25 protein-coding genes are annotated in these 22,383 nt (G+C 63.3%); 17 read left to right on the top strand and 8 right to left on the bottom strand.

Going from position 1 to position 22,383, the window contains the following annotated elements; translation table 11 throughout:
- Window positions 1-33: 33 nt before the first annotated feature.
- The 6 genes from hrcA (at window position 34) to NKH30_RS14440 (ending at window position 5,485) form a co-directional block, all read left to right on the top strand.
- Complete coding sequence (gene hrcA / locus NKH30_RS14465; protein ID WP_502911469.1) at window positions 34-1,146, top strand: heat-inducible transcriptional repressor HrcA; 1,113 nt, start codon at window positions 34-36, stop codon at window positions 1,144-1,146.
- Between the two features lie 36 nt (window positions 1,147-1,182).
- Complete coding sequence (locus tag NKH30_RS14460) at window positions 1,183-1,380, top strand: hypothetical protein (RefSeq protein WP_023678983.1); 198 nt, start codon at window positions 1,183-1,185, stop codon at window positions 1,378-1,380.
- 100 nt (window positions 1,381-1,480) lie between these two features.
- Entirely contained in the window at window positions 1,481-2,836 is a 1,356-nt protein-coding gene (locus tag NKH30_RS14455; RefSeq protein ID WP_352614744.1) for a PQQ-dependent sugar dehydrogenase, read from the top strand.
- Window positions 2,837-2,923: 87 nt separating this feature from the next.
- A complete protein-coding gene (locus NKH30_RS14450; protein ID WP_352614746.1) occupies window positions 2,924-3,541 on the top strand; it encodes a LysE family translocator in 618 nt (205 codons plus the stop codon).
- A 165-nt stretch (window positions 3,542-3,706) separates the two neighbouring features.
- Window positions 3,707-4,687: a cysteine synthase A gene (gene cysK, locus NKH30_RS14445; RefSeq protein WP_023718844.1), complete on the top strand. Its 981-nt coding sequence runs from the start codon at window positions 3,707-3,709 to the stop codon at window positions 4,685-4,687.
- A gap of 174 nt (window positions 4,688-4,861) precedes the next feature.
- On the top strand, window positions 4,862-5,485 hold the full coding sequence (locus NKH30_RS14440; RefSeq protein ID WP_352539792.1) for a glutathione S-transferase family protein: 624 nt from the start codon (window positions 4,862-4,864) through the stop codon (window positions 5,483-5,485).
- 15 nt (window positions 5,486-5,500) lie between these two features.
- Here the strand turns inward: NKH30_RS14440 and NKH30_RS14435 are convergent, their stop codons facing one another.
- A complete protein-coding gene (locus NKH30_RS14435) occupies window positions 5,501-6,757 on the bottom strand; it encodes an RNA polymerase sigma factor (RefSeq protein ID WP_352614792.1) in 1,257 nt (418 codons plus the stop codon).
- On the bottom strand, window positions 6,757-7,110 hold the full coding sequence (locus NKH30_RS14430) for a YciI family protein (protein ID WP_352614750.1): 354 nt from the start codon (window positions 7,108-7,110) through the stop codon (window positions 6,757-6,759). Before NKH30_RS14430 ends, NKH30_RS14435 begins: the two co-directional genes overlap by 1 nt.
- A gap of 253 nt (window positions 7,111-7,363) precedes the next feature.
- Here NKH30_RS14430 and NKH30_RS14425 point away from each other — a divergent pair, with 253 nt between their 5' ends.
- The 3 genes from NKH30_RS14425 to NKH30_RS14415 all read left to right on the top strand — a co-directional run bounded on the left by NKH30_RS14425 (window position 7,364) and on the right by NKH30_RS14415 (window position 10,958).
- The gene (locus NKH30_RS14425; RefSeq protein ID WP_352539793.1) at window positions 7,364-8,323 is read left to right on the top strand and encodes a TAXI family TRAP transporter solute-binding subunit; all 960 of its coding nucleotides are present in this window, start codon (window positions 7,364-7,366) and stop codon (window positions 8,321-8,323) included.
- A 158-nt stretch (window positions 8,324-8,481) separates the two neighbouring features.
- Window positions 8,482-10,578, top strand: coding sequence for a TRAP transporter permease (locus NKH30_RS14420; protein ID WP_352995931.1), 2,097 nt, complete (start codon window positions 8,482-8,484; stop codon window positions 10,576-10,578).
- On the top strand, window positions 10,575-10,958 hold the full coding sequence (locus NKH30_RS14415) for a DUF1850 domain-containing protein (protein ID WP_352451865.1): 384 nt from the start codon (window positions 10,575-10,577) through the stop codon (window positions 10,956-10,958). The genes NKH30_RS14420 and NKH30_RS14415 overlap by 4 nt, the downstream gene beginning before the upstream one ends.
- Here NKH30_RS14415 and NKH30_RS14410 read toward each other — a convergent pair.
- The 4 genes from NKH30_RS14410 to NKH30_RS14395 form a co-directional block, all read right to left on the bottom strand.
- Window positions 10,847-12,598 (bottom strand): saccharopine dehydrogenase family protein, encoded by a 1,752-nt coding sequence (locus tag NKH30_RS14410; RefSeq protein ID WP_352995929.1) that lies wholly within the window; start codon window positions 12,596-12,598, stop codon window positions 10,847-10,849. The genes NKH30_RS14415 and NKH30_RS14410 overlap by 112 nt on opposite strands.
- Before the next feature lie 61 nt (window positions 12,599-12,659).
- Window positions 12,660-13,103 (bottom strand): thiol-disulfide oxidoreductase DCC family protein, encoded by a 444-nt coding sequence (locus NKH30_RS14405; protein ID WP_352995927.1) that lies wholly within the window; start codon window positions 13,101-13,103, stop codon window positions 12,660-12,662.
- A 66-nt stretch (window positions 13,104-13,169) separates the two neighbouring features.
- Window positions 13,170-13,298, bottom strand: coding sequence for a hypothetical protein (locus NKH30_RS14400; protein WP_352836993.1), 129 nt, complete (start codon window positions 13,296-13,298; stop codon window positions 13,170-13,172).
- Window positions 13,298-13,444: a hypothetical protein gene (locus NKH30_RS14395; protein WP_023718851.1), complete on the bottom strand. Its 147-nt coding sequence runs from the start codon at window positions 13,442-13,444 to the stop codon at window positions 13,298-13,300. The genes NKH30_RS14400 and NKH30_RS14395 overlap by 1 nt, the downstream gene beginning before the upstream one ends.
- A 407-nt stretch (window positions 13,445-13,851) precedes the next feature.
- Between NKH30_RS14395 and NKH30_RS14390 the strand changes: the two genes are divergently transcribed.
- From NKH30_RS14390 to ligD, 3 genes are all read left to right on the top strand, one after another.
- Entirely contained in the window at window positions 13,852-14,358 is a 507-nt protein-coding gene (locus tag NKH30_RS14390) for a YciE/YciF ferroxidase family protein (protein WP_352473615.1), read from the top strand.
- Window positions 14,359-14,477: 119 nt separating this feature from the next.
- Window positions 14,478-15,329, top strand: a complete 852-nt coding sequence (ku, locus tag NKH30_RS14385; RefSeq protein ID WP_352539795.1) for a non-homologous end joining protein Ku — start codon at window positions 14,478-14,480, stop codon at window positions 15,327-15,329.
- Between the two features lie 9 nt (window positions 15,330-15,338).
- Window positions 15,339-17,840: a DNA ligase D gene (gene ligD / locus NKH30_RS14380; RefSeq protein ID WP_352995925.1), complete on the top strand. Its 2,502-nt coding sequence runs from the start codon at window positions 15,339-15,341 to the stop codon at window positions 17,838-17,840.
- A 120-nt stretch (window positions 17,841-17,960) separates the two neighbouring features.
- Here the strand turns inward: ligD and NKH30_RS14375 are convergent, their stop codons facing one another.
- Window positions 17,961-18,635 carry an ArsR/SmtB family transcription factor gene (locus NKH30_RS14375; protein ID WP_352995923.1) on the bottom strand — a complete coding sequence of 225 codons (675 nt, stop codon included), beginning with the start codon at window positions 18,633-18,635 and terminating at the stop codon, window positions 17,961-17,963.
- A gap of 68 nt (window positions 18,636-18,703) precedes the next feature.
- On the opposite strand from NKH30_RS14375, the gene NKH30_RS14370 reads away from it, so the two are divergent.
- The 3 genes from NKH30_RS14370 (at window position 18,704) to NKH30_RS14360 (ending at window position 19,689) form a co-directional block, all read left to right on the top strand.
- Window positions 18,704-18,919 (top strand): DUF1127 domain-containing protein, encoded by a 216-nt coding sequence (locus NKH30_RS14370; protein WP_352683672.1) that lies wholly within the window; start codon window positions 18,704-18,706, stop codon window positions 18,917-18,919.
- A 96-nt stretch (window positions 18,920-19,015) separates the two neighbouring features.
- The gene (locus tag NKH30_RS14365; protein WP_352684016.1) at window positions 19,016-19,348 is read left to right on the top strand and encodes an NIPSNAP family protein; all 333 of its coding nucleotides are present in this window, start codon (window positions 19,016-19,018) and stop codon (window positions 19,346-19,348) included.
- Window positions 19,345-19,689, top strand: a complete 345-nt coding sequence (locus tag NKH30_RS14360; RefSeq protein ID WP_352539800.1) for an antibiotic biosynthesis monooxygenase family protein — start codon at window positions 19,345-19,347, stop codon at window positions 19,687-19,689. Before NKH30_RS14365 ends, NKH30_RS14360 begins: the two co-directional genes overlap by 4 nt.
- On the opposite strand, the gene mbfA is transcribed toward NKH30_RS14360, so the two are convergent.
- The gene (gene mbfA, locus NKH30_RS14355; RefSeq protein WP_352473594.1) at window positions 19,686-20,669 is read right to left on the bottom strand and encodes an iron exporter MbfA; all 984 of its coding nucleotides are present in this window, start codon (window positions 20,667-20,669) and stop codon (window positions 19,686-19,688) included. The two genes, NKH30_RS14360 and mbfA, sit on opposite strands and share 4 nt — an antisense overlap.
- A 179-nt stretch (window positions 20,670-20,848) precedes the next feature.
- On the opposite strand from mbfA, the gene NKH30_RS14350 reads away from it, so the two are divergent.
- Together NKH30_RS14350 and NKH30_RS14345 are read left to right on the top strand one after the other, a co-directional pair.
- Window positions 20,849-21,166, top strand: a complete 318-nt coding sequence (locus tag NKH30_RS14350) for a hypothetical protein (protein ID WP_352451855.1) — start codon at window positions 20,849-20,851, stop codon at window positions 21,164-21,166.
- 195 nt (window positions 21,167-21,361) lie between these two features.
- Entirely contained in the window at window positions 21,362-22,339 is a 978-nt protein-coding gene (locus NKH30_RS14345; RefSeq protein ID WP_352817885.1) for a threonine/serine dehydratase family protein, read from the top strand.
- Window positions 22,340-22,383 lie beyond the last annotated feature (44 nt).

Raw genomic sequence — 22,383 nt, 5'->3', positions numbered from 1 at the left:
TCTATATCTTCGGGGCGGAGGTTTTGGCTCGAAATGACAAAGGCAGTCGATCCCGGTTTGCAGTCGCACGTGCTCCCGTCGCACGCGCTGCAATCGCCCGCGCTTCAATCGCTCGACATGCGTTCGCGCGACATCTTCCGGCGCATCGTCGATTCCTATTTGAGGGATGGCGAGCCGGTCGGTTCGCGCAGCCTGTCGCGCATCCTGCCGTCGTCGCTGTCGCCGGCCACCATCCGCAACGTGATGAGCGACCTTGAGCATCTCGGCCTGATCTATGCGCCGCACATTTCGGCTGGCCGGCTGCCGACCCAGGCAGGCCTGCGCTTCTTCGTCGATGCTTTCATGGAACTTGGTGACCTCTCCGACGAGGAGCGCCGCACCATCGAGGCCCAGGTGCGCGCCTCCGGCTCGGGCGCGACGCTGGAGCATATGCTGACCGAGGCCAGCCAGATGCTGTCCGGCATGTCGCGCGGCGCCGGCCTCGTGCTCGCCGCCAAGAATGAGGCGGCGCTTAAGCACATCGAATTCATCCAGCTCGAGCCGACCAAGGCGCTGGCCGTGCTGGTCTCGCAGAACGGCGACGTCGAAAATCGCGTCATCGATCTGCCCGCCGGCATCACCATCTCGCAATTGCACGAAGCCTCTAACTTCCTCAACTCCCATATCCGCGGTCGCACCCTGGCCGAGGCGCGGGTCGAGATCGCCCGCATCAAGGAAGAGACCAGGGCGGCCCTCGACACGCTGTCGCAGGATCTGGTCGAGAAGGGCCTGGCGGTCTGGGCAGGCGCTGAAAGCGGCGTGCCTGGGCGGCTTATCGTGCGCGGTCGCGCCAATCTCCTGGAAAACGTCACTGCCCAGGCCGACATAGAATTGCTGCGGCATCTGTTTGAGGATCTGGAGACGCAGGATGGGCTGATCCAGCTTCTCGACCTCGCCGAGGCAGGCCCAGGCGTGCGCATATTCATCGGTTCGGAAAACAAGCTGTTTTCGCTGTCTGGCTCCTCGCTGGTGGTGGCACCCTATCGCGACAAGGACGCGCGTGTCGTCGGTGCGCTCGGCGTCATCGGGCCGACGCGGCTGAATTATGCGCGCATAGTACCGATGGTCGACTATACGGCGCAGCTGATTTCGCGCATGCTGAGCTAGGAGCCGCCGCGGGCCTGCCGCAAGGAGGAGAAAAGAATGGCGCTGGAATCGTTCAAGGCCCAGATCAGTCTGCTGCTCGAAGAAATGATCAACCAGCCAGAGGATCAGCACGAGGTACAAGAGCAGTTGCGCGAGAAGCTGCAAGAGATGCGGGCGATGGGTTTACCGCTGCCGGCCGATCTGGTCGCGCTGGAAAAGCGCCTCGACGACGACTTTTACGCCTCTGGCAACTGAACGGGTTCGGCTTCAAATCCTCGTGTGCTGGACGGCCGCTTGGAACGATCAATGCCTGATGCCGTTTGCCCCTGTTCGAGGCGTATCCCGGAGGACGTTGATGATCCGACCTGGCGGCTTTGCGGCCTTGGCCGCTGCCCTCCTTGTTGCGACACCGGCAGCCGCCCAGCAGGCGGACCAGAATGTGCTCAAAGGCGAAGCCGCGTTTGGCGATTGGCACGCCGACAGGCCTGGCGTCCGACGCCTGATTGGGCCGCGAGACATGCCGGCAGCCGACCCCGCCCAATCCGCTTCGAACGGCGCCGGCGTGGCGGAACGGCCCGAAAGCGCCAAGCCAGAATTGCCGTCGGGCTTTTCGGCTGAAATGATCGTATCCGGCATCGTCAATCCACGTGTCGTGCGCGTCGCTCCGAATGGCGACCTGTTTGTTGCCAACAGCCATGCCGACCAAATACGCGTCTATCGTCTCGCCGAGGGCAGCGCCAGGCCCATCGAGAAAGCGATCTTCGCCAAGGGGCTCAATTATCCCTACGGCATCGCCTTCTATCCGCCAGGAGACAAACCGCAATGGGTTTATGTCGCGAACAGCGACAGCATCGTCCGCTTCCCCTATCGCGATGGCGACCTGAAGACATCCGGCAAACCAGAAACCATTGTCGCCCAAATCCCGTCGGGTGGTCACACGACCCGCGACATCGCCTTCTCGCAGGACGGCAAAGCGCTTTATTTGTCGGTTGGCTCCGCCTCGAACGTAGCCGAGGATATAGGCAAGGAGCCGGATAGCGGCCTCGACGCCTGGGCCAAATCAAAGCCGCTCGGGGCGGCCTGGGGCTCCGAGGACGGCCGTGCCGATGTGCTCGCCTTTGACCCGGATGGGAAAAATCCGCGAACTGTCGCCACCGGCCTGCGCAACTGTACGGGCATGACCGTGCAGCCCGCCACCGGCGCATTGTGGTGCGTCGTCAATGAGCGCGACGAACTCGGCGACAATGTGCCGTTCGAATTTGCAACGGCGGTCAAGGACGGCGGATTCTATGGTTGGCCTTGGTACTACATCGGCAATAACGAGGATCCGCGCCATCAGGGCGAGCGGCCAGACCTCGCCGGCAAGGCCACTGTCCCCGATGTATTGATGCAGGCGCATTCGGCGCCGATGAATATAGCCTTCTACGACGGCAAGAACTTCCCGGCGGATTATCAGGGTGACGCCTTCGTCGCCATGCATGGTTCGTGGAACCGTGGCGCTAGGACCGGCTACAAGGTGGTGAGGCTCAAATTCAGGGATGGCAAGCCGACAGGCGAATATGAGGACTTCATGACCGGCTTCGTCATCTCGAACGACGCCGTCTGGGGCCGCCCGGTCGGTGTCGCGATGGCCAAGGACGGCTCCCTGATCGTCACAGAGGACGGTAACGGCACCATCTGGCGCGTTACCTACGAAGACGGCCGCTCCTGAACGGCGGTGTCGCCTGCTGCGCTGGCGCAATCGAATCCGGCCCGAGGGAATTCACCCAACTTCAACATTGTGCGACAAGCGCCAATCATGACACTCACCGGGTTCCTCGCCTATAGTGCTGCCCTCGGCATCGCCGCGGCCATCCCCGGCCCAGGCGTCACCGCGCTTGTTGCGCGTGCTCTGGGTTCCGGCTTCCACTCGTCGCTGGCCATGTCGTTCGGGCTGATGCTCGGTGACCTGACCTATCTCACTGCCGTGGTGCTCGGCCTGGCTTTCGTCGCACAGACTTTCGGCATGGTCTTCCTGGCCATCAAATGGCTGGGCGTCGCCTACCTCGCCTTTCTTGGCTGGCGTTTCTGGACGAGCGGCATCACGCCCGAAACGGTGGAGGCGAAGAAAGGCAAGGGCGGCTTGGCATCCAGCTTTGTAGCCGGCCTTGCCGTCACGCTCGGCAATCCGAAGACGATGATCTTCTATCTTGCCATCACCCCGACCATCGTCGATCTGAAGACGATCACGCTGGCCGATTACGGCATCCTCGTCGCGCTCACCATCGTCGTCCTGCTCGTCGTGCTGGTGCCCTATCTGGCGCTGGCGGCCAAGGCGCGCTGGTTCCTGAAGTCGCCGCGGGCGCTGAGGGCACTCAACCGCACCGCCGCCGGCTTTATGGTCGGCGCGGCGGCGGCAATTGCCGCCCGCCAATAGATCTCTTTCGCCAATCCGCCCAAGGATTGCCACCCCTTGCAAAGGCGGGGGTACTCAGCACGAACTTCACTCGGATATTTTTCGATCGACAGCCTATCTTGCGCGGTGGATGGCTCTATCCTATGCCCGCGCGACTCTTGCCGCTTTACCTCTGGGAGGAAATCAATGAACAAGCCCGCCACCCCCACACACGTGCCCGGCCGCGGCCGCATCTACAATTCGATCACCGAGACGATCGGTGACACGCCGCTGGTGCGGCTTGATAAATTCGCCAGGGAGAAGGGTGTCGTCGCCAATCTGCTGGCCAAGCTCGAATTCTTCAACCCGATCGCCTCGGTCAAGGACCGCATCGGCGTGTCGATGATCGAGGCACTGGAGGCTTCCGGCAGGATTACGCCCGGCAAGACCACCCTGATCGAGCCGACCTCGGGCAATACCGGCATCGCGCTCGCCTTTGCCGCCGCTGCCAAGGGCTACAAGCTGATCCTGACCATGCCGGAAACCATGTCCGTCGAACGCCGCAAGATGCTGGCTCTGCTCGGTGCCGAACTGGTGCTGACCGAAGGGCCGAAAGGCATGAAGGGCGCCATCGCCAAGGCGGACGAGCTGGCGGCAACGCTGCCCGACGCTGTCATTCCGCAGCAATTCGAAAACCCGGCCAATCCGGAAATCCATCGCCGCACCACGGCCGAGGAAATCTGGAACGACACCCATGGCGAAGTCGATATCTTCGTTGCCGGCATCGGGACCGGCGGCACCATCACCGGCGTCGGCCAGGTGCTGAAGAAGCGCAAGCCCTCGGTGCATGTCGTCGCCGTCGAACCGGAAGCCTCGCCGGTGCTGTCGGGCGGCCAGCCAGGCCCGCACAAGATCCAGGGCATTGGCGCCGGCTTCGCGCCAAAAATCCTCGACACGACGATCTATGACGAGATCGTCAAGGTCTCGAACGAGGATTCGGTTGCCAATGCACGGCTCGTCGCTCGGCTCGAAGGTGTGCCGGTCGGCATCTCGTCGGGGGCCGCCCTGCAAGCGGCGATCGTCGTCGGCTCGCGGCCCGAGAACAAGGGCAAGAACCTCGTCGTCGTCATCCCCTCCTTCGCCGAGCGCTATCTCTCGACGATCCTGTTCGAGGGATTGGGCGCTTAGACACGAGCGTTTTTGACCGGTCAGTAGCGATCCTTCGCGATGCCCTCCGACATCAAATACTCAGTATCACGCGTCGGCGTGGACCGCTGAAAAACCACCTGTGGCGGGCGTCGTTCGCTTGAGCGGCGGGTCACTTCCGTATCAATCGTCGCTGCCCGGCAGGTGGAGGACTTTATGTACAAGCTCTATACGCGTGCCAATACCGGCGGCTTTGTCGTCGAGGCGGCGCTCGCTTTGGCGGGCGTGCCTTTCGACCAGATCGACGTTCCGAAGGGCCGACCCGACCAGGCCTTTCTTGATATCAGCCCCTTGAACCAGGTGCCGGTCCTGATCTTGCCGGACGGACGCTCGATGACCGAATCGGCGGCGATCTGCATCCTGCTGGCCGAGCGCCACCCCGAAGCAGGACTGGCGCCCGCAGCAAGTTCGGCTGACCGCGCCGACTTCCTGCGCTGGATGTTTTTCATGTCCTCCGTCATCTATTCGGCTGACCTGCGGTTCTTCTACGCTCATCGCTACACGACCGATCCCCGGGGCGTGGACGCTGTCAAACAGGCGGCGGTCTCGGAAATGGATCGCAGCCTCGCCATTCTCGATGCCGCCCTCGACGGCCGCGACTGGCTGGCCGGCGACCAACTCTCGCTGGCCGACATCTATCTCGTCATGCTGGTGGCCTGGCATCCGGAGGTCGCGAAGGTTCCAACCGCTTGGCCGAACATCGAACGCCTGTGGGCCAATTTGCGGGAACATCGGGTGATGAAGAGGCTGAATGCTTCCCACGACATGTGGCCGGCCTAAGCACTCCGCCTTGTCTCAGTGTCTTTCCGCGCGGCCGAGCCCTGCCCGTCGTTCCTGCAGGAACCGGCGGACGGCCGGATCTCGTTCGAGGCCGATAGCCCGGTCATAGGCCTCGCTCGCTTGTGGAACTTTGCCGAGTCTGGCCAGCAGGCCCGCGCGGGCGGCCCAGTAAGGTTGATAGTCATACAGCCGCTTGTCGCCGCTGAGTTGATCAAGCGCGCCCAATCCTTGTGAAGCACCTTCGGCCTCGGCAATCGCCACCGCACGGTTGATCGACACCACCGGCGAGCCGGCAATCACCGACAGCGCGTCGTAGAGCTCCTTGATCGCGACCCAGTCGGTACAACCGGTCAGCCGCCGTGTCGTATGGGCGGATTGCACGGCGGCCTCGAGCTGGTAGCGGCCGACAACACCCTCGGCGGCCGCGCGCCCGAGCAGCGCCTCCGCTTCATCGATCAGGGTATCGTCCCACAATGCAAGATCCTGCTCGGCCAGCGGCACATAGTCACCCGCCGCATTGCGCCGGGCTGCACGCCGCGCCTCGGCGAACAGCATCAGCGCCAGCAGGCCGAGTGCTTCCGGCTCATCCGGCATCAGCGAGGCGATCAAACGGCCGAGCCAGATGCCTTCGGTCGCGAGATTGCGGCGCCGCGTTTCGGTGCCGGCCGGGTCGGACCAACCTTCGGCAAACGCCGCGTAGATCGCTTCCAGAACGGTGCCCAGCCGCTCGCCGAGCTCGGCCCGCTCCGGCACGCGGAACGGAATGCCTGTCTCGCGAATTCGCGTCTTGGCGCGCACCAGGCGCTGGCTCATCGTGGCTGGCGAGACAAGAAAAGCCGAGGCGATGGTCGCTGCGTCGAAGCCCAGGACCGTCTGCAGGATCAGCGGTGCTCGCACGCCGGCCTCAATCGCGGGATGGGCGCAGGCAAACATGAGCCTGAGCCGCTCGTCCGGCAGGTCTTCCTCGGCCATGCGCGCCTCCATCTCCTCGGCGATCAGTCTGAGGTGGTCGCGGCCCGCCTCGCGTGTCAGCCGCCGTCTGATCGCGTCGACGCGGCGCTTGCGTGCCACCGCCAGCAGCCAGGCTTCCGGCTTGTCGGGCACGCCCGCCTGTGGCCAACGCTCGAGCGCCGCTGCAAAGGCATCGGCCAATGCGTCCTCGGCAGCGGCCACGTCGCGCGTGCGTGCGGCGAGATAAGCGACCAGCTTGCCGTAGCTTTGCCGGGCGGCCGCTTCCGCCGCCGCCCGCGCAGTATCGGGCAATTCCGGCATCACATGGTGAGTTCCCAGATCGGCCGCACCTCTACCGTGCCGGTGCTGGCGCCCGGGCAGCGCGCCGCCCAGGCGATGGCGGCGTCGACGTCCTCCGCTTCGATCATATAGAAGCCGGCAAGCTGCTCCTTGGTGTCGGCATAGGGGCCGTCGAGCACGTTGGTCTTGCCATTGGCCATCCGCACCGAGGTAGCGGATTGCGTCGGCTTCAGCCGGTCGCCGGCGAGCCAGGCGCCGGATTTCTTCAGCGCTTCGGTGTAGGCGACGTACGCGCTCGACATCTGTGTCACCGCATCTGGTGGCGCGGCTGCCATCCCCGCTTCGTTTCCATAGATCAAAAGCATGTATCGCATGGTCTTCTCCCGTTTCTCGAAGGCCGCATCGTTGCGAGCCGGACTTATGTCGCGCGGCCCTGCCGGATTTCGACAAGCGCTGGAAAAATCTTTCTGCCGCAATGCGACCTCGCGCAAGCGCCAACGTGTTGCGGCACTGCTTAGCCGTTCGTCTAATCGCTGCTATTGCGGGTTGGCATTTCCCGCCCGCTGTCTAAACTCGCTTCGTGCCGCCGAGGAGGGCACGGCGGCGAATTTTCAGGGAGGAAATCGCATGCTCAATTTCAGAACGAAATTTGTTGCAGCCGGCGTGCTGGCGCTGTCGCTTGGCCTTGGCGCGGTATCGGTCAAGGCACAGGAATTCATCAACGTGCTGACCGGCGGCACGTCCGGCGTCTACTATCCGCTCGGCGTCGCGCTGTCGGAAATCTACGGCAAGGGCATCGAAGGCGCGCGTACTCAGGTGCAGGCGACGAAAGCGTCGGTCGAAAACCTCAACCTGCTTCAGCAGGGCAAGGGCGAGATCGCCTTTGCGCTCGGTGATTCCGTCAAGCTGGCCGCCGAAGGCAATACTGAAGCAGGCTTCCCAGGCAAGCTCGACAAGCTGCGCGGCATTGCCGCCATCTATCCCAACTACATCCAGATCGTCGCCAGCAAGGAATCCGGCATCAAGACGCTCGCCGATCTCAAGGGCAAGAGCCTTTCGGTCGGCGCGCCGGCCTCAGGCACCGAGCTCAACGCCCGCACGATATTTGCCGCTGCCGGGCTGAAATACGAAGACCTCGGGCGGATCGAATATCTGCCCTTCGCCGAATCGGTGGAGCTGATCAAGAACCGACAGCTCGACGCCACGCTTCAGTCGGCTGGCCTTGGGGTCGCGTCGATCCGTGACCTCGCCACCTCATTGCCGGTAAACATCGTTGCCGTGCCGGCGGAGGACGTCGCCAAGATCGGCTCGCCCTATCTTTCCGTGGTCATCCCCAAGGGCACCTACGAGGGCCAGACCGAGGATGTTGCGACCGCCGCCGTCGGCAATTTCCTGATCACCAGCGCCGATGTCTCCGACGAGACCGCCTACCAGATGACAAAACTGCTGTTCGAGCATCTCGACCAGCTCACCGCTGCCCACGCCGCCGCCAAGGCGATCGACCCGGCCAAGGCGCTCGACGGCATGCCAGTGCCGCTGCATCCAGGCGCCGAGAGGTATTACAAGGAAAAGGGATTGGTGAAGTAAGGAGCCATCCCTCCCCCTTGAGGAAAAGGTGAACAGCTGCCGAAGGCGAATGGACCGGTAGGGTCGGTTGAGGCCGTACACTGCCGCACCGACCCCACCCGCCTAGCTTCGCTCGCACCTCCCTCGGGGAGGGGAGCGCCCCGCCAGGAACCCCGCTAATGACCGCAACCCCGACCGTTCTTTCCCCCACAGCGGAAGCTCCTGTCGAAGGATTGCCGCCTGGCTTCGGCGAAGGCATCGCTGGCAAGGCGGCTTTTTTTATCGCCATCGCCTTCTCCATCTTCCAAATCTACATCGCCGCCTACGGCAGCCTACCGAGCCAGGTCATACGCGCCATGCATGTCGGCTTCCTGCTGCTGCTCGGCTTTGCCCTAATCGCCAATCTGCGCGCCAAAAGCGTCCCGGCGAAAGCAGTGTTCTGGACGCTCGGCCTGCTTGGTTTCGCCACCGGTCTGTACAATTGGGTGTTCTATGCCGACCTCATCCGCCGCTCCGGCTTTCTCACCACGCCTGACCTGATCGTCGGCGCGGTGCTGGTCGTGCTGGTCTTCGAGGCGGCGCGGCGGTTGATGGGGCTGCCGCTTGCCGTCATTGCCTTCATCTTTCTCGCCTACGCATTCGCCGGCAATCATCTGCCACCGCCGTTCATCCATCGCGGCTATGATTTCGCCCAGCTCGTCGACACCTTCGCCTACGGTACCGAAGGCATCTACGGCACGCCGATCTATGTCTCGGCCGCCTACATCTTCATCTTCGTCGTTTTCGCCGCCTTTCTTGAGCGCGCCGGCATGATCGCGCTGTTCAACGATTTTGCGCTTGGCCTGGTCGGCTCATGGCGCGGCGGCCCGGCGCAAGTCTGCGTGCTGTCCTCGGCGCTGATGGGCACCATTTCCGGCTCCGGCGTCGCCAATGTGGTGGCCAGCGGCCAGTTCACCATCCCGCTGATGAAGCGCTTCGGTTTCCGCTCGGCTTTCGCCGGCGCCGTCGAGGCGACCTCGTCGATGGGCGGTCAGATCATGCCGCCGGTGATGGGAGCGGTTGCCTTTATCATGGCCGAGACCCTGAACATCCCCTATGCCGCTGTGGTCAAGGCGGCGATCATTCCGGCGCTGCTCTATTTCGGCGCCTGTTTCTGGCAGGTGCACCTGGAAGCCGGCAAGGCCGGCCTGCACGGCATGGCCAAGGCCGACCTGCCCAACCCGTGGGATGCGGTGAGACAACATTGGCCGCTGGTACTGCCTCTCGCAGCACTGATCTACCTGCTGTTTGCCGGCTACACACCGGTGTTCGCCGGCACCATGGGCCTGGCGTTGAGCATTGTGCTTATCCTCGGCACGCCGCTGGCAGCATCGATCGGGCCGCTCGCCTTCCGCATCGTCTTCTGGCTGGCGCTCGGGCTTGCCGCGGCTTCCTTCATGAAATTCGGCGTCAACATCCTCAGCCTGGTCATCGCCGTGCTGGTCGCCGCCTGCCTCACCTTCAAGGGCGGGCGCGAGACGCTGCGCATATGCGTGGATTCGCTTGCCGAAGGAGCAAAGAACGCGCTGCCGGTCGGCATTGCCTGCGCCATTGTCGGCATCGTCATCGGCACGTTGACGCTTACCGGCATCGCCTCGACCTTCATCGGCTGGATCATCTCGATCGGCGAGAACAATCTGTTCCTGTCGCTGCTTTTGACCATGCTCACCTGCCTGGTGCTCGGCATGGGCATACCGACCATTCCCAACTACATCATCACTTCGTCGCTGGCCGGGCCAGCGCTGCTGTCGCTCGGCGTGCCGTTGGTGGTCAGCCATATGTTCGTCTTCTATTTCGGCATCATGGCCGATCTCACCCCGCCTGTGGCGCTGGCCGCCTTCGCCGCCGCGCCCATGGCCAAGGAAAGCGGCCTCAAGATCGGCGTCCAGGCCACCAAGCTTGCCATTGCCGGCTTCGTTGTGCCGTTCATGGCGGTCTATACCCCGGCGCTGATGCTGCAGGACCCCGGCCCGATCGCCGCCCAGTTCGGCTATCCCGTCGAGGTCGCCTATATCGTCATCAAAGCCTGCATGGGTATCGTCCTGTGGGGCGCCGCGGCCGTCGGATTTCTCGCGCGGCGCATGGCCTGGTGGGAACGCCTCGTCGCCTTCGCCGCCGGCGTGCTGCTGGTTGCGGCGCTGCCGCTCACCGACGAGGCGGGCTGGGCGCTATCCCTTGCCTGGATCGGCTGGCACTGCTGGCGCGCGCGGCAGGCTTCGCTGGCTAATTCAGCATGAGCCTCTGCATCGTCGCGGCCGGCAAGACGGTGACGCTCGCGGTCGCTGCCTTCACGCTCTCCTGGGTGCATTCGGTGGAGAAGACCCAGTGGCAGGAAGACTGGAAGGTGCTGCCGTCCGGCCTGCAATTGGTCGAGGCCCGCATCAAGGGATCGGGCGCCGGGATGGAGCCGCCGCAAGGCTCGGTGCTGAGAAACGGCTGGTGGGTCTATGCGCCCAAGGTCGGGCCACAGCGGCGCCTCGCGCTCGCCGCCTCGGGCGCAACGGGTCAGGGCTGGACGCTGTGCACGGCGCAGGACTGTCGCGAATTGGCCAAGCTGGCAGGCGGCACGATCTCGCTGGAGCCGTGCGGGCCGGAGGGCTCCAGCCAGCCGCGGTAGCGGACGATCATGCCGGCAAGCGGATGCGAGATCTCAACATGGAAGCGGAAGCGGCCATCCTTCACCGTTTCGTAGGAAGTCGAGCGTGGACCGAGCCACATCGGAAGCGGCAGGCCAAAAAAACTCCAGCGGCGCAAGACCAGCGCCAGCCGGCCGTCTGCTGCAACCAGCGCCATCGCGAAGGTCAGCGGGCCGAAGCGTTCGCACAGCAAGCGCTGCGATCGACCCCGGCCTGCGGACTGTAGGCTCGAAAAACTGTGCTTGCCGAATGTCCGGGTCCAGGTCTCGCCGTCCTTGTCGGTGTCGAAGCGGACATGAACCGGGATGTCCTCGCTTGCCCCGGGGAAGCCGACCGTCCAGGCCATTAGCCGGCCAAGAACATTGCGCCCGCGTTCGACGCGCGCGCGGCCTGCGGCCGTGATCGTACGGTCATGCATTGACCGAATTGCCTCGGGAAGGCCTTGCCAGGCGGCACCGAGCAGCTCGGCATAAAGCGGCTTGTCCTCGTCCGCCGCCCCGTTCCTGAAGCCGGTGTAGATTGTCCGCCCGGCGAACAGGGCTTCATAATCCCGGAGCTCCAAATCGCGCATCGCCGCCCGTGCGCCCGGCGCGGGCTGATGTCCGGCCAGCGCTTTGCGGACCAGCGCTTCGACCGCCATCGACGGGATCAGCGGCCCATCATTGCCCTCGGCCACGAGATGCCACGAGCGCTTGACGATGGCGCCCGCCCGGTCCGATCCCTCCACCTCGACGAACATGCCGCCGCGATGCTCGCCCCAGCGCAGCCGGTTCGTTGCCTGATGCATCAGCGGCGCCAGTGGCGAAAGCGAACCGATCAATCCGGCGCGTACAAGCCAGGCGAGGCCGATCAGGGCGCGGTGCAGCGTCTCGGGAACCGGCCCGGCGCCCATCCAGATGGTCTTCGTCTCCGGCCAAAGCTTGGCCAGAGCGCGCAGGTCCGGAACGTCGACCAGCGAGAACAGCGTGTTTCGAAGCGGCAGCCGGCCCGGCGGCGCGACGGAGTAGCGCAATTGCTCTGTGAACGGATGGCCTTGTTCGGGACGGCCATTACGAACAAGCCGCATCGGCTGACCGGCGTAACCGGCGATAGCCCGAATGACGTTCTCGCCGACTCCGGCAAAGGGCGACGGCGCGATGCCGCCGCGAATGCCGTCGACCCGCGTCAGGTCCGAAGACAGGCGACGCACCACTGCCGCCGTCAGCACCGGAAAGCTCGACACGCCGGACAGCACGAAGACGCCGGCGTTTCGCGCCGCCTCGTCGAGCGCAGAGACACCGGCGACGAAATCCGAGCCGTCGGCTAGATCGAGATAGTTGATGCGCCGGGCGATGCAGCCCTCGATCAGGCGATAGCGTCCCTCGCCATAGGCCTGGAACGGACCGCTCGCGTCGACTACAATATCAGGCTCTAATGCAGCGAGTTGCGCGGCGAGATCGCCGTCACGGTCGAACAGTGCCGGCACCAGCTGGGCTGCTGTCGGGGCGCGCTTCTTGCAATACGCGTCAGCCTTGGCGAGCGAGCGCCCGGCGACAAAGAGGATCAGATGCGGCTCGCCCTCCAAAAGCTCGACAGTGCAACCGCCAAAGGTGCCATAGCCGCCGACGACAAGAACCTTCATCCGCAGTTCCCCCAACAGTTCCCCCAAAATGCCCCGCCCGCTCCCGGCCACGGCAACGAATCTAGCCGATCAATCTTGCCCTCACCTCGGCGGAAGGGATTTCGCAATTGTCTTTCTTGCCGAACAGGGCGTAGCGGTTCTTTGCGATGCGGCCGTAGAGCCAGTCGCGAAGCGGGCGCGGCAACAGCAGCAGGATCCGCGCCGACCGACACGGCCAGCCGAGTTCGGCCATGACGGCAACGAAACTGTCCAGGCGGGTGAAAGCGGCGCCATCGACGATGACGAGATTGGTCTCGTAGCGATCCGTCCGCAGCCCGTATTTCTTGAACAGCACCTCGCCGAACGGTGACTGCGCCGTTACGAAATGGAAGTGGCCCTTGCGGTCGAGCTTCACCACCATGCGCACGAAGCCCGAGCACAACACGCAAACACCGTCGAACACGATCAACGGGCGACTTGCACCGAATTCCGGCGGCTCAGGAGAATGGTTCGGCTTGACGGTCACGTGACGCCCGGCAGCTGGTGTCAGGCGACACTAGGCCTGCCGGCGGCTGGATCAAAGCCCGGAATGCTAGAGGCCGGGCGTTGTCGCACGCCGTCTGTCGGTCAGCGCAGGGCGCTCGGCGCGATAGGTCGTTGACCGGTTGTCGGCGTCGGGCCGGCAGATACGGCTGTCGTGACGGCTCTCCGTGGTCATCATCAGTGCACGCTGATCCCAAGCGTGTTGCCACGGCGCGCGCAGGCGGGACCTGGGCCGCGCATATAATAGCGCTCAGGCCGATAGGTCGGAGCGACGAATTCGCGGATGGCGGCGGCATAGCCGGCGATTTGATTCCAGAAGCTCATTTTACTCGGTCCCTGTCCCGCTTCGGATGTCCCTTCCGAATTGCGGGGATCATAGCGTCCAGGCGTGAATAGTCGGTGAACGCGATGTTAATCTCTGGTCGAAAATGCCTTTGTTCATGGCTGGAATGCGGCTGATTCGCGGTGTTTCCATGCAGTCCGTCGGCATTTCGTCCAGTGTGACTTTTGCATCACATATGTTTCGCCTGAATGTCGCAGAGGCGCGGTTTTGTTTCAGGTTTTGCCGGACCGCGAAATTTCCGTGCACGCGGCCGGAAAACCAGGAACCGGCCCGTCAGCCGCACGTTGATTTCCCAGTGCCGGGACGAACCGGCTCCGCAGGCTGTGGTGCTCGGGTGGGCCGCAGCCAAAAAATCCGAAACCGCAAGAGCAATGGAAAGGCAAAGGCCATGGGTTTCTTTTCGAAGGATATCAAAACCCTCGACGACCTCTTCGTGCACACGCTGCGCGACATCTATTACGCTGAAAAACAGATCGAGAAATCGCTGCCGAAGATGATCGACAAGGCGAGTGATCCGCAGCTGAAAGCCGGCTTTGAGAAACATCTCGCTCAGACCAAGGGTCATATCCAGCGTGTCGAGCAGGTGTTCGAACTGCACGGCGTGAAGGCCAAGCAGGTCGACTGCCCAGCCATCGACGGCATTCTCGAAGAAGCCGACGACGTCAGCGGCGACATCGCCGACAAGGAGGTCCTCGACGCTGCGCTGATCGCCTCCGCCCAGGCGGTCGAGCATTATGAGATGACCCGTTACGGCACCCTGATTGCTTGGGCCAAGCAACTGGGCCGCAGCGACTGCGCCAATGTGTTGGCCAACAACCTCAAGGAGGAGCAGGCAACCGACCGCAAGCTTACCGAGATAGCGGAAAGCAAGGTCAACCTGCAAGCCGCCGAGTAGCGCAGTGAGCGAGAACAAGGCAAGGCTGGGTTGAAAGCCCGGACTTGCCTTTTGCGCCGCCGGAACCGGAACGGACTTTGCCCGTTCTCGGTTGAACATTGTCGTGCAGGGAGTTTGTCATGGCGCCGCGCCCGGCCTGGAGAGGGTATCTCAAGCTTTCGCTGGTCACTTGCGCCGTCGAACTGACCAATGTCGTCACCCAGGCGGAGAAAGTCTCATTCCGCGTGCTCAACCGCAAGACCGGCAATACCGTCAAGCGCGTCTATGTCGATTCGGCAAGCGGCAAGCCGCTCGATGAAGGCGACGAGATCAAGGGCTACGAAATCGGCGACGGCGACTTCGTCCAAATCGAGGAGGAGGAGATCGAAGCCGTGCAGATCGAATCCTCGCACACGATGAGCCTCGATGGTTTCATCGAAAAATCCTCGATCCAACAGATCTATCTCGACGCGCCCTATTATGTGACGCCTGCGGACGAGGTCTCGGAAGAGGCCTTCGCCGTCATCCGCGACGCCATGGCCGCCAAGAAGACGGCGGGGCTAGCCCGCATTGTGCTCTATCGCCGCGAACGTCCGGTGGTCATCGAGCCGTTGGGCAAGGGTCTGCTGCTGACGACCTTGCGCTATGGCGATACGGTTCGCAGGCCCGAGATAGTGTTCGGCGACATCAAGACGGTGAAGACCGACGCCGAGATGATCAGGCTGGCCGAACACATCGTCGATGAGAAACAGGCGGCGTTCGATCCTTCCGAATTCGAGGACAAATACGAAAATGCCCTGATCGAGCTGGTCCGCGCCAAGAAGGCCGGCAAGAAGGCACCGAAGGCCAAGGCGGAACCACGGCCCTCCAACGTCGTCAACCTCTTCGATGCGCTGAAGAAGAGCCTTTCGTCGGAAGCCGGTGCGCCGGCAAAGACCGGACGCCCGGGAAAAGGCGCCAAGTCCAAAGCCGCCCGGCGCAAATCTGCTTAGGATCCGCCCATGGCCAGCCTCGAGCAGTATCACGCCAAGCGCAATTTCAAGAAGACGGCCGAACCAGCCGGCAAGGTTTCGCGCGGCAAGAAAGCCGTGGCGGGTGGCATCTTCGTCATCCACAAGCATGCCGCCACCAGGCTCCACTACGACCTTCGTCTCGAGCATGGTGGCGTGCTGTGGAGCTGGGCCGTGACGCGAGGCCCGAGCCTCGACCCGCACGAAAAGCGGCTCGCCGTGCACGTCGAGGACCACCCGATCGACTATGCGCCGTTTGAAGGCACTATCCCGAAGGACCAATATGGCGGCGGCTCGGTCATTGTCTGGGACGAGGGAACTTGGGTCCCCGATGGCGAACCGGCAAGGGCGATGAAGAAAGGCCATATCAGTTTCGAACTGTATGGCCGCAAATTGCATGGCGCCTGGCATCTGGTGCGGCTGAAGCCGCGTCCGGGCGAAAAGCGTGACAACTGGTTGCTGATCAAATCCGACGATGCCGCCGCGCGTCCGGGCGAGGACATTTTGCAGGAGGCGCCGCAATCGGTGAAATCCGGCCTGACCATCGAAGAGGTCGGCGAAGGCAAGACCGCCGACGGCAAGAAGCCAAGCGTCTGGCAGTCCGACAGGCCGGCCGCCAGCAAAGCGAAGGCCGTCGCGGCAAGGCGGCTGGAATTCATCGAACCGGCGCTCGCAACGCTGGAGCGGGACGCCCCGCCCGGCAAGGACTGGCTACATGAGGTGAAGTTCGACGGCTATCGCATGCAGGCGCAGCTTGCCGGCACCGAGGTGCGGCTTTTGACACGCGCCGGCCTCGACTGGACCGACAAATTCGGTGGCGCAATTGTCGCGGCACTTGGCGGCCTGAAATGCACCGATGCTATCATCGACGGCGAAATCGTCGTGCTGGCGCATAATGGCGTGTCGTCATTCTCGCTGCTGCAGCAAGATCTGTCGGCGGGCCGTACGGATCGTTTCATCTACTACGTTTTCGACCTGTTGCGTCTCAACGGTGAGGATATCCGTTCAGAGCCGCTGGTCGAGCGCAAGGAAAGGCTGCGCACTTTGCTCGCCGGACAGGCCGAGGATCAGGCCGTGCGCTTCAGCGACCACTTTGCCGAGCCCGGCAAGATCATGCTGGAGCATGCTTGCCGGCTGGGGCTCGAAGGCGTCGTCTCCAAGCGCGCCGATGCGCCCTATCGCAGCGGCCGTGTCCCGTCCTGGGTGAAGTCGAAATGTACGGCGCGCCAGGAATTCGTCATCGGCGGCTACATGCCGTCGGACAAGACCGGGCGGGGCCTGCGCTCGCTGCTGGTCGGCTATCACGAGGGCGGCAAGCTGCGCTATGCCGGCCGCGTCGGCACCGGCTTCACGGCCAAAAGCACCAACGAGCTGAAGAGGAGGCTTGATGCGCTGAAGACGACAACCTCGCCCTTCGACAGGGCGGTGCCAAGGGGCAAGGGGCTGGTCTGGGTCAAGCCCGAACTTGTTGGCGAAGTGGAGTTTCGCAGTTGGACGTCGGACCGTATAATACGCCACGCGTCGTTCCAGGGATTGCGCGAGGACAAGCCGGCGGAGGAAGTCGTGCAGGAGAAACCGAAAGCACGCTCAGCCACGGCCGAGCCGAGGCCAAAGCCCGCCGAACCCGCCGGCGCGGCGAAAACCTCGGTTACGCTGTCCCGCCCCGACAAGCTTCTGTGGCCGCAGGAGAACGTATCGAAGCAGGATCTGGTCGATCACTACGCGCTGGTCTGGCCGCGCATGAAGCAATTCGTCATCAACCGGCCGCTCAGCCTCGTGCGGGCGCCGGACGGTGTTGGCGGCCAACGGTTCTTCCAGAAGCATGCCTCGGCCGGCATGCACGACAAGATCGCCGTGATGAAGGACCCCACCGACGGCGAGGAGATATTGTTCATCCGCGATTTCGACGGTGTCGTGGCCCTCGTTCAACTCGGCGTCGTCGAGATCCACATCTGGGGCTCGACCACGGACGAGCTGGAAAAACCAGACCAGATCATCTTCGATCTCGATCCCGACGAGGGTGTCGACGTGAAGGCGGTGCGTGCCGCGGCGCTCGATATCCGCAGCCGGCTCGACGAACTGTCCCTGCCTAATTTCGTCAAGACCTCGGGCGGCAAGGGCTATCATGTCCTCGTCCCGCTGAAGCCGTCGGCGGACTGGGACGAGGTCAAAGGCTTCGCCCATGAGTTCGCCCGAGCGCTCGAGCAAGCCGCACCCGACCGCTACACGGCGACGCTGTCTAAGAAGGCGCGCACCGGCAGGATATTCGTCGATTATCTGCGCAATGGCCGTGGCGCGACCACGGTCGCGCCCTATTCGTCGCGCGCCAAAAAAGGCGCCACGGTATCAATGCCGGTGACCTGGGCGGAAATCGAGGCCGGATTGCCGCCGAACGCCTTTCCGATCGGCGACAAGACGACGCTGAAGCGGCTTGGGCAAGCCGATCCCTGGGAGGATTTTTTCAAGCAGGCCAAGCCGCTCAAGCGCGGCTAGAGCAATTCCAGGAAAAGTGTGGAACGGTTTTCCGTCTGGGATTGCGTCAAAACAAAAAAGATAGAGCGGTTCGGTGTTTCCGTGAAACGACGAGCCGTTCTAGTGCGTCGAAGCGAGCCGTCAGGCGAGAAACGTCTTCTCGAACGCCTGCTTGCCTGTCGGCGAGAAAATCACCGCACGGCTGTCCTTCTCGCGCCGCGCCCATTTCTCGGCGAGGATCTTGTCGAGAATGGCGGCGCCCAGCGTGCCGGCGAGGTGCGAACGCCGCACGCTCCAGTCGAGGCAGGCCCGGCACACCGGTCGCCGCGCCTTGCCCTCGACATCGATGCCGATCGCGGCGAAATGCGAGGCGGCCGACGGCCCAAGGTGAATCTCCTCATCATCTCGCAGGAGCACTTGTCGAGCGACGAGACGGTCCAGCATCGCCACCGCCTGCTCGCCGGCGAGGTGGTCGTAGCAGACCCGCGCCACGCGCATGGCCGCGTCGCGTGGGCCAGGCCGCACTCGTTGCGGCCCGGCCGCAGCGGCAACACCTGTGATCGCCTCGATCATGCCTGCTACCTGCGGGCCGGCGAGGCCGTAGTAGCGATGCCGTCCCTGGCTTGCCAGCGTCAGCAGCCCGCCTTCCATCAGCTTCGACAGATGGGAGCTCGCTGTCGGAAGCGACACCCCGGCCTCGAGTGCCAGTTCACTCGCCGTCAGTGCCGTGCCGCCCATCAGTGCGGACAGCATGTTTGCCCGCGCTGGATCGCCCACCAGGCTGGCAATGCGGGCTATGTCAGGTCCTTCGCGCATGGTTCGTTCCTCATCGAAGCATCCTCGTCAGAAAAGCATTAGTCTCGATGCAAATCAAGGAGACAACGATGCCTGCAAGGACCATTCTCGGCGCCGCGCCTGCTCGCCGGCCGTTCCCGTTCATTGTCTTGCGCCGCTTGCGGCTGCGGCTCCTGAAGCGGTGGTACGACCGTCATCTGCAGCGTCTCGACCTCGCCGAGATCGACGATCATCTGCTGCGGGACCTTGGCCTGACACCTGAAGACGTCCGCCGCGAATGCGCGAAATCGTTCTGGCAGGCATGATCAGCGAAGGATTTGCCTAGCATATCGATCTTCGGAACGTTTCGATCCGGCTCGAACTGTGACCGCAAGAAAACATCCACCGCCAAGGAGGCGAAAATGACCATCACCTGCTTCATCCGCTACGAGATCGATCCGTTCGGCAAGGCGGCGTTCGAGGAATATGCACGCAATTGGGGGCAGGCGATCCCGCGCTGCGGCGCCGATCTGATCGGCTATTTCGCGCCGCACGAAGGCTCGGCCACCACGGCTTATGCCGCCTACAACATCGACAGTCTTGCGGCCTACGAAGCCTACCGCGCCCGGCTCGCCGCCGATCCCGCCGGTAAGGCGAATTACGAGTTCGCCCGGCGGGAAAAATTCATCCTGAAGGAGGACCGCACCTTCCTCAAGCTCGCCTCCGGGCCACATGCTCCTTTGGTAAAACCATGATCACCGTCATCTTCGAGGTCGAGCCGGCGGCGGGCATGCGCGATGCCTATCTCGGCATCGCCGCCGATCTGCGCCCACTGCTCGACGGCATCGACGGTTTCCTGTCGATCGAGCGCTTCCAGAGCCTTGCCGATCCGAACCGCATCCTGTCGCTGTCCTTCTGGCGCGACGAGGATGCGGTGAAGGCCTGGCGCAACACGCAGGAACATCGGCAGGCGCAGAAGGCCGGGCGCGGCGGTATCTTTGCGGACTATCGTTTGCGTATCGCTCATGTCGTGCGCGATTACGGCCTGACCGAACGCGCCGAGGCGCCTCAGGACAGCCAGGCGGTGAATGGTTAAGCATTCCCGATCAGCACCCCTGCCGCAAACACCAGCGCGCCACCCAGCACCACCTGGAAGGCGGCGCGCCAGAATGGGGTCTGCATGTAGCGGTTCTGCACGAAGGCGATCGCCCACAGCTCGAAGAAAACCACCACGGCGGCGACAATGGTCGCCGTCCAAAAAAGCGGGATGAGATAGGGCAGCGCATGGCCGAGCCCGCCCAGCGTCGTCATGACGCCGACGGTCAGCCCGCGTTTTGCCGGCGAGCCGCGGCCAGATAATTTGCCGTCGTCGGAAGCCACCTCGGTGAAACCCATCGAGATGCCAGCGCCGATCGAGGCGGCAAGCCCGACCAGAAAGGTCTGGAACGTATCATGCGTGGCAAAGGCGGCGGCAAAGATCGGCGCCAGCGTCGACACCGAGCCATCCATCAGCCCGGCCAGCCCCGGTTGGACATAGGTCAGGATGAACTGGCGCTGCTCGGCCGCCGCCTCTTCGTCCTTGACCGCGCCCGGCACATGCTTTTGCTCCAGCCGCTGCGCCAGTGTCTCGTGGCCCTGTTCTGCGATCGCCAGGTCGTCGAGCAGCTTTCGCGTCGACGCATCGCCTGTGCGTTTGGCCGCCTCAATATAGAACAGATAGGCCTGGCGCTCCATGGCCTCGGCCTGGCTGCGCACATGGTCGATGCCGAGCGGCCTCACCAGCCAGTCCGGCTTGCGCTCGTAATAGCCCTTCACATGTTCGCGCCGGATCAGCGGTATGCGCTCGCCGAAGCGCTTGCGGTAAAGCTCGATCAGCGAATCGCGATGGCCGTCCTCCTCCTCCGCCATCTCCTCGAACACCTTGGCCGATTGCGGAAAGCTCTCCGCCAGCCCGTCGGCATAGGCGCGATAGATGCGCCCGTCATCCTCCTCAGAGGAGATGGCGAGCGCCAGGATCTCCTGTTCCGAGAGCGATTCAAAGGGACGGCGGCCGAAGCCGAAAACGCGGGAAAGCATGAGAAATTCACCCTAGTTTAGAACGGTTCTAAACTAGAGCTTCGCACATCCTCGGTCAATCGTGCCCGCTCCACTCATGCTCAAAGGTACAGGCTTCAAAATCCCGAACACATTGCCGTTGCTATCGGCAAACGTTCACCTATATAACCGAATCTCAACCAAGAGAAAGGAACCCGCAGATGCTGGAAAAACAGCAGCCGTTTGACCCCAAGCCGGTTCTCGACCTGATCGCTAACATCGAGGCGGACTTGCAGCGCCTGAAAGGGCTGGTCGAGCAGCAGGTCGAAAAATTTGATCCCGCCAATCCGCATAACAAGGCTCCCGACGGCAAGTTGACCGAGGAGGGCGTCGAGTGCTGCTATCGCCTGTTCGACGAGGGAAAGTCGCGCTATTCGGTTGCTCAGCAGATGAAGATCTCCTTCGCCGCTGCCACCCATCGCTTCAACACCTGGCGCAAGATCGGCGGCCCCAAACGGCAAAAGACGCTGTTGGGGTGAGGGGCGGCCGGCAATGCCGGTAAATCGGCAGCGATTTGTCGAAATGACGAAGCATGGCGGAGGGCGGAGGAGAGGTGGGTGACAGTCACGCCCACTCCTGCTTCCAAGTCGAATTGTAACGGTCACATTTTTTCATTGGTGCGCGGCTTCCCTTTCCGTGCACATAGGCAGTCTCATCTCTTGCAGGACCCAGCCATGATCACCCCTCCCGGCATCGCCGATATTCACAGTGCAGCAGCGCGATTGTCCGGACTGATCGTCGAAACGCCGCTGATCGAATCGCCGGAGTTGAACAATCGCTTCGGCGCCAGGATCCTGTTCAAGCCGGAGACGTTGCAGCGCACCGGCTCGTTCAAGTTCCGCGGTGCATACAACAAGCTCTCCTCGCTCTCGGCGGAAGAACGCGCCCGCGGCGTCGTCGCCTTCTCGTCGGGTAATCACGCGCAAGGCGTTGCCGCCGCAGCGGCGATGTTCGGCGTCAAGGCCGTCATCGCCATGCCCGCCGATGCGCCGGCGATGAAAGTCGGCAATGTCAGGAAGATGGGCGCGGAAGTGATCACCTTCGACCGGGTCCGCGACGATCGCACTGCCGTCGTCCGTTCTTACGTGGAAAAGGGCATGGTCCTAGTGCCGCCCTACGACGATCCGGCCATCATCGCCGGCCAGGGCACGATCGGCCTCGAATTGATGCGCCAAGCAAGAGCGCTTGGCGTCAGCCTCGATGCAGTAGTGGTTCCCTGCGGCGGCGGCGGGTTGAGCAGCGGCATTTCGATCGCGGTCAAGGACGCCTCGCCGGGCACCGCCGTCTGGGCCGTGGAACCCGAGCATTTCGACGACACACGCCGCTCGCTGATCAAAGGCGCCAGGATGTCGAACACGCCCGGCCACACCTCGATCTGCGATGCCCTTCTCGTCGCCGAGCCGGGCGCCATCACTTTCGAAATCAACCGCAAGAATCTCGCCGGCGCCATCGCCGTTTCCGACAAGGCGGTGGCACAGGCGATGCGCGATGCGATGGCTTGTCTGAAGCTGGTCGTCGAACCCGGCGGTTGCGTCGGCTTGGCCGCGCTGTCGTCAGGCGAGATCGACCTTGCCGGGAAATGCATTGCCGTGGTGCTCTCCGGCGGCAATGTCGATCTCAGCACCTATGCCGAGATCATTGCTGCCAGCTAATATAGTAACCAATTCCAGGTGCCGGTTCGAGGCGCTCGAGCCTC

The organism is Mesorhizobium sp. M1273, from assembly GCF_040318195.1.
Taxonomy (GTDB): domain Bacteria; phylum Pseudomonadota; class Alphaproteobacteria; order Rhizobiales; family Rhizobiaceae; genus Mesorhizobium.
Note: the sequence above shows the minus strand (reverse complement) of the source record. Positions and strands in the feature narration are given on the sequence as shown.